We start from the raw sequence: 6067 nt of genomic DNA, 5'->3' as shown, positions 1-6067 counted from the left end.
CACCGTTCCCGGCGTGGCGGGCCCTCGTCGTGCCCGGGAATCAGTGGTGGCCGTGGCCGCTGCTGATCTCCTCGTGCTCCTCGACGGTGGGCTTGGCGATCTGGCTGCCCTTGCCGTAGAAGCCGCGGGAGAGCTTCACCCGCGTGCGGGTCCACAGCCCGGTCTTGCGGGCCACCCCGTTCTCGTCCACCTCGGGCGGCAGCTCGGAGGGCTGGGGCTGGTCGTGCGCGGTGAGGGTGTAGAGCCGGCCCGGCGGCAGCGGGGCGTGGATCTCGACGAACTCGCCGTGCTGGAGCCGGTTGATGACGCCGGTCTCCCGGCCGTGCAGCACCTTCTCCTTGTCCCGCCGCTGGAGGCCCAGGCACCACCGCTTGGTGATCACGAAGACGACGACCGGCACGGTGAAGAAGCCGATCCGCACCGCGTAGGTGATCGCGTTGATCGAGAGGTGGAAGTGGGTGGCCAGCAGGTCGTTGCCGCCGCCGGCCAGCAGGAGCAGGTAGAGGCCGATCCAGGCGGCGCCGAAGGCGGTGCGGACCGGGGCGTTGCGCGGCCGGTCGGCGATGTGGTGCTCGCCCCGGTCCCCGGTGATCCAGGCCTCCAGGAAGGGGTAGCCCCAGACGACCATCAGCACGAGCGGGAAGACCATCAGCGGGATGAACACCCCGAGGTTGAGGGTGTGGCCGCCCCAGACGCTGATCTCCCAGCCGGGCATCACGCGGATCAGGCCCTCGGAGAAGCCCATGTACCAGTCCGGCTGGGCGTCGGTGGACACCTGGTCCGGACGGTACGGCCCGTACGCCCAGATCGGGTTGACCGTGGCGATCGCGGACATCACCGCGACCACGCCGAAGACCAGGAAGAAGAAGCCGCCCGCCTTGGCCGTGTAGACAGGCAGCAGCGGCATGCCGACCACGTTCTGGTTGGTCCGGCCGGGCCCGGCGAACTGGGTGTGCTTGTGGTAGAAGACCAGGATCAGGTGTGCCGCGAGCAGGCCCAGCATGATGCCCGGGATCAGCAGGACGTGGACGGTGAACAGCCGGGGGATGATCTCGGTGCCCGGGAACTCGCCGCCGAACATGAAGAACTGCAGGTACGACCCGACGATCGGGACGGCGAGGATGGCACCCTCCATGAAGCGGATGCCGGTACCGGAGAGCAGGTCGTCCGGCAGCGAGTAGCCCATGAAGCCGTCGAACATGCCGAGGATCAGCAGCAGCGCGCCGAAGACCCAGTTGATCTCGCGCGGCTTGCGGAACGCGCCGGTGAAGAAGACGCGCATCATGTGCGTCAGCATCGCGGCGACGAAGACGATGGCCGCCCAGTGGTGGATCTGGCGCATCAGCAGGCCGCCGCGCACGTCGAAGCTGATCCTGAGCGTCGACGAGTAGGCCTCGGACATCGCGATGCCCCTGAGCGGGACGTACGTCCCCTCGTAGACGACCTCGCCCATGCTCGGGGTGAAGAACATGGTCAGCCAGACGCCGGTGAGGATGATGATGACGAAGGTGTAGAGCGCGATCTCACCCAGCATGAAGGACCAGTGGTCGGGAAAGATCTTGCGCAGATTGGACTTGGCCAGGGAGTAGATGCCCAGTCGGCCGTCGGTCCAGTCGGCCAGGGCCTCGGCCTTGTTGGCGGGGTCGGCGCGCGTGCTGGTCACCGGTCCCGGCTGCGACTGCTGGTCGGTTCTCACGACGGGCTCCCCGGCGTCCTCGGCGTGCCGTGCTGGAGGCCCGCCGGCGGGAACACCGGCCGGCGAAGTGTTGTGATCATGGGACCTCTCGATACGGGCCCGCCGGCCGGACCGGCGCGCGGACCAGGTGTTCCACTGGACCCGTTGCTCAGGGTGATGGAGCGCTTACTCTGTCATGCTGTCGGCAGGGGGCCGACTGTGCACGTCCATCGGCCCGTCCGGCCGCTCGTGTCGGGCCGGACGGGGGCCCCTGACGCCCGATCGGCTGGCCGCCGCCCGGCCCAACGGGTGCCGATGCTGCGGTCGAGTGCCGCTGAACCGTTTCGGCGCGCGCCGCGGCCGGGGGTCGCGTGGTCCCGGGCCTACGCTGCGCCAATGGTGGATCACCGTGAACTCTTCGAGGACGTCACCGAGGCCCTGGCCCGCGCCGGGTTCGACACCGGACCGGGGCCCTCACCGCTGTGGATCGACCGTCACCCCGAGGGCGTGGTGGTCGGCTGGACGCCGGGCGCGGAGCCGGGCGGACCACCCTCCCGGGAGGCGCTCGCGGCGCTGAGCGGCGCGGCCGCGGTCGTGCTCCGCGAGTGCGGCTACCTCGTCGCCGGGACGGAGGAGGGCGATCTGCTGGTGCGCTGCGCCGAACCGGTGACGGTCCCGGAGTCGTCCGAGCCGGAGCCGGTCCCGGAGCAGTGGTGGGGGTGACCGCGGACTCCTGACGACCCCTGAGGCCCGCGGGCCCGGTCAACGCGAGGGCGGGCTCATACCGAATCCTTACCCGAAGCGGGGGTGCGGTTGACCTTGCCGGCTCTAAGGTTTGCCTAAGCTAAGCCGTCGCCCCGGACCCCGGTGTCCGGGGCGTTCGGCTGTGCCGCTCCACCGCCACCGCGGCGGAGGCGAGAACAGGTGAACGACCCGGGCCGGGCCCGGGGAAGGAGCCCGCCGCATGTGGGACGAGGCGTTTCCCAGCTTCCTGATCGGGCTGCGCGAGGGCCTGGAAGCCGGACTGATCGTGTCGATCCTGGTCGCCACCCTGGTCCGGGCGGACCAGAGGGCCCGGCTGCCCCAGGTGTGGACGGGCGTCGCGGCGGCCGTCGCGCTCAGCCTGAGCTTCGGCGCGGTGCTCACCTTCACCGCCGCCAACCTCTCCGGCCACGCGCAGGAGGCCTTCGGCGGGGTGCTCAGCCTGATCGCGGTCGGCTTCGTCACCGCGATGGTGTTCTGGATGCGACGCTCGGCGCGCACCCTCTCCGCCGAGATCAAGGAGAAGGTCCGGGCCTCGCTGGCGATGGGCGCCGGTGCGCTGGTGCTCACCAGCTTCCTCGCGGTCGCCCGGGAGGGCCTGGAGACCTCGCTCTTCCTGTGGACCAACGTGCGCACCGCCGGCGAGTCCACCGGGCCGCTGATCGGCGCGGCCCTCGGCCTGCTGCTCTCGGCCGGGCTCTGCTGGGGCCTGTACCGGCGAGCCCTGCGGATGAACCTCACCCGGTTCTTCACCATCACCGGCATCGGCCTGATCGTCGTCGCGGCGGGCGTGCTCGGCTACGGCCTGCGGGACCTCCAGGAATCCGGGCTGATCGGCGGCGGCACCTCGTACGCCTTCGACCTCGGCGGGCACCTGGACGCCTCGTCCTGGTACGCGACGCTCGTCCAGGGCACGCTCAACCTGACCGTCACCATGACGGTGCTCCAGGTCGTCGGCTACGTCGCCTACCTGGGCATCGTGATGACGCTGTTCGTCGAGGGCGTCCGCGGCGGCACCAGTGCCCCGGCCGCCGCGCCCGCCGCTGCGGCCGCGGCGGTTGCGGCGGTCGCCGAGAAGCCCGCCGGGGCCGACGCGGAGTCCGAGGCCCCGCCGGCGCGGGCCGGCCGGCCGCGCTGGGTGCTGCCGACCGCGGCGGTCGCCGTCCCGGTGGTGCTGGCCGGCGCCGTGATCGCGATCAGCGACGGCAAGCAGGGCGGCTCCGCCACCGTCGCCGTCTCCGAGCAGGAGTGCGGCAAGGGCTTCGCCGCCCCGCGGCCCGGCCAGCAGGTGTTCCAGATGCGCAACACCGGCGACAAGGTCGCCGAGGTCTACCTCGTCGACCCGGGCACCGGCTCGGTCTACGGGGAGATCGAGGGCCTGGCCCCCGGCACCACCCGCGCCCTGACCGCCACCATCGGCTCCGGCGACTACGCCTGGCGCTGCGTGCCCACCGGCGGGAAGCCCGTCACCTCGGCCGCCGTGCACGTCAGCGGCGCCGCCGTGGTCAAGGCCGTCAAGCCGGTCGCCGAGGACGACCTCAAGGCCCCGCTCGACAGCTACAAGGAGTACGTCGGCCAGGGCCTCGCGACGCTCGTCACGCAGAGCCGGAAGCTCCAGGCCGACGTGCGCTCCGGCGACCTCGCCACCGCGAAGGCCGACTGGCTCGCCGCCCACCTCCAGTACGCCTCCCTCGGCGCCGCGTACGGCACCTTCGCCGACCTCGACGGCAAGATCGACGGCCGCCCGGACGGCCTCGCCGACAAGGAGAAGGACCCGGGCTTCACCGGCTTCCTGCGCCTGGAGTACGGCCTCTGGCACGACCGGTCCGCCGAGGAGCTGACGCCCGTCGCCGACGACCTGGCGCAGAACGTCGACCAGCTGGCGCACGACTTCCCCGGGCAGGACTTCGCCCCCGGCGACCTGCCGCTGCGCGCCCACGAGATCCTGGAGAACACCCTCCAGTTCGAGCTGACCGGCGACACCGACATGGGCAGCGGCACCAACCTGGCCACCGCCCAGGCCAACCTGACCGGCACCCAGGAACTGCTGACGCTGCTCCAGCCGCTGCTCGACGAGCGGGACCCGCAGGTGCTCGTCAAGGCGAACGCCGGGATGAAGCGGGTCGGCGACCTGCTCGCCGCCGCGCACCGGCCCGAGGGGTGGACCCCGGTCGACCGGCTGCCCGCCGACGCCCGCCGCCAGCTCAACGGGGCCACCGGCGAACTGCTCGAAGACCTCGCCCCCGTCCCCGCCCTGCTCGAAATCCGGAAGGCCGCCTGATGACCGACCACACCGCAGCCACCGGGTCCTGCCCCTTCCCGCACGCCGCGCCGGCCGAGGCCGCCGCGGAGGGCGGCTGCCCGGCCGGACCGGCCCGGCGCAGCTTCGTCCGGGCCGCGCTCGGCGCCGGTGCCGGCGCGGCCGTGCTGGCCGGTGGCGGCCTCGCCCTCGGCGCCGGCCGGGCCGCCGCCGGGGACGGCAAGCAGGACAAGACCGGGGCGGTGCCGTTCCACGGGGCCCACCAGGCCGGCGTCACCACCCCGGCCCCCGGCTTCGCGGCCTTCGTCTCCTGCCAGGTGATCGCCCAGGACCGCAAGGGCCTCGAAACGCTGTTCCGGACCCTGACCGAGCGGATCCGCTTCCTCACCGCCGGCGGCACCCCGCCGGACCTCGGGGTCGGCGCGCCGCCCTCGGACAGCGGCATCCTCGGCCCGACCGTCCCCGCCGACCACCTGACCGTCACGGTCGGCGTCGGCGCCTCGCTCTTCGACGACCGCTACGGGCTGGCCAAGGCCAAGCCGGTCAGGCTCGCGCCGATGAAGACCTTCCCGAACGACAACCTCCGGGCCGCCGAACTGCACGGCGACCTCTCGCTGCAGATCTGCGCCGACCGCCAGGACACCGTGCTGCACGCACTGCGCGACATCACCCGGCACACCCGGGGCGCGATGCAGATCCTCTGGCGGATCGACGGCTTCCAGAACCAGTCCCGCCCGGACGGCGCGCAGCGCAACCTGCTCGGCTTCAAGGACGGCATCGTCAACCCCGACACCGGCTCCGCGCGCGAGATGGACCGGCTGGTCTGGGTCGCCGACGGGACGGGCGAACCCGGCTGGGCGACCGGCGGCAGCTACCAGGTGATCCGCATCATCCGGATGCTGATCGAGTTCTGGGACCGCGTCACCCTCACCGAGCAGGAGAAGATGTTCGGCCGCCGCCGCGACACCGGCGCGCCGCTGGACGGCGCCCGGGAGACCGACGCGCCCGACTACGCCAAGGACCCGGACGGCAAGGCGATCCCGCTCGACGCGCACATCCGGCTGGCCAACCCGCGCACCGCAGACACCGACACCTCGCGCATCCTGCGCCGGGGCTTCAACTACGACCGGGGCGTCGACCAGGCGGGCAACCTGGACATGGGCCTGGTGTTCTGCTGCTACCAGCAGGACGTGGTGCGGCAGTTCGAGGCCACCCAGACCCGGCTGATCGGCGAGCCGCTGGTGGACTACATCTCGCCGACCGGCGGCGGGTACTTCTTCGTCCTGCCGGGCGCGAGGGACGAGGCCGACTGGCTCGGGCGGGGGCTGCTGGCCGCCGTCTGACGGCGGGTCCCACCGCGGGCCCGGCGC

The 6067-nt window shown here is 72.4% G+C and carries 4 protein-coding genes; 3 read left to right on the top strand and 1 reads right to left on the bottom strand.

Translation table 11 applies throughout. From position 1 onward, the window contains the following. Nucleotides 1–40: 40 nt before the first annotated feature. Nucleotides 41–1663 carry a cytochrome bc complex cytochrome b subunit gene (locus tag ACFVHV_RS34895; RefSeq protein WP_359908833.1) on the bottom strand — a complete coding sequence of 541 codons (1623 nt, stop codon included), beginning with the start codon at nucleotides 1661–1663 and terminating at the stop codon, nucleotides 41–43. 408 nt (nucleotides 1664–2071) lie between these two features. Here ACFVHV_RS34895 and ACFVHV_RS34890 point away from each other — a divergent pair, with 408 nt between their 5' ends. The 3 genes from ACFVHV_RS34890 (at nucleotide 2072) to efeB (ending at nucleotide 6040) form a co-directional block, all read left to right on the top strand. Then, nucleotides 2072–2398, top strand: coding sequence for a hypothetical protein (locus ACFVHV_RS34890; protein WP_359908787.1), 327 nt, complete (start codon nucleotides 2072–2074; stop codon nucleotides 2396–2398). A gap of 241 nt (nucleotides 2399–2639) precedes the next feature. After that, nucleotides 2640–4718, top strand: a complete 2079-nt coding sequence (efeU, locus tag ACFVHV_RS34885) for an iron uptake transporter permease EfeU (protein ID WP_380356759.1) — start codon at nucleotides 2640–2642, stop codon at nucleotides 4716–4718. Continuing rightward, entirely contained in the window at nucleotides 4718–6040 is a 1323-nt protein-coding gene (gene efeB / locus ACFVHV_RS34880; RefSeq protein WP_380356756.1) for an iron uptake transporter deferrochelatase/peroxidase subunit, read from the top strand. The genes efeU and efeB overlap by 1 nt, the downstream gene beginning before the upstream one ends. Nucleotides 6041–6067: the final 27 nt, after the last annotated feature.

Source organism: Kitasatospora sp. NPDC127116 (assembly GCF_042677365.1).
Classification (GTDB): Bacteria; Actinomycetota; Actinomycetes; order Streptomycetales; family Streptomycetaceae; genus Kitasatospora; species Kitasatospora lactacystinica.
Note: the sequence above shows the minus strand (reverse complement) of the source record. Positions and strands in the feature narration are given on the sequence as shown.

Bases quoted from the DNA above. Each gene is read 5' to 3' on its own strand.
- efeU (WP_380356759.1), top strand. From the start codon at position 2,640: ATGTGGGACGAGGCGTTTCCCAGCTTCCTGATCGGGCTGCGCGAGGGC.
- ACFVHV_RS34890 (WP_359908787.1), top strand. From the start codon at position 2,072: ATGGTGGATCACCGTGAACTCTTCGAGGACGTCACCGAGGCCCTGGCC.
- efeB (WP_380356756.1), top strand. From the start codon at position 4,718: ATGACCGACCACACCGCAGCCACCGGGTCCTGCCCCTTCCCGCACGCC.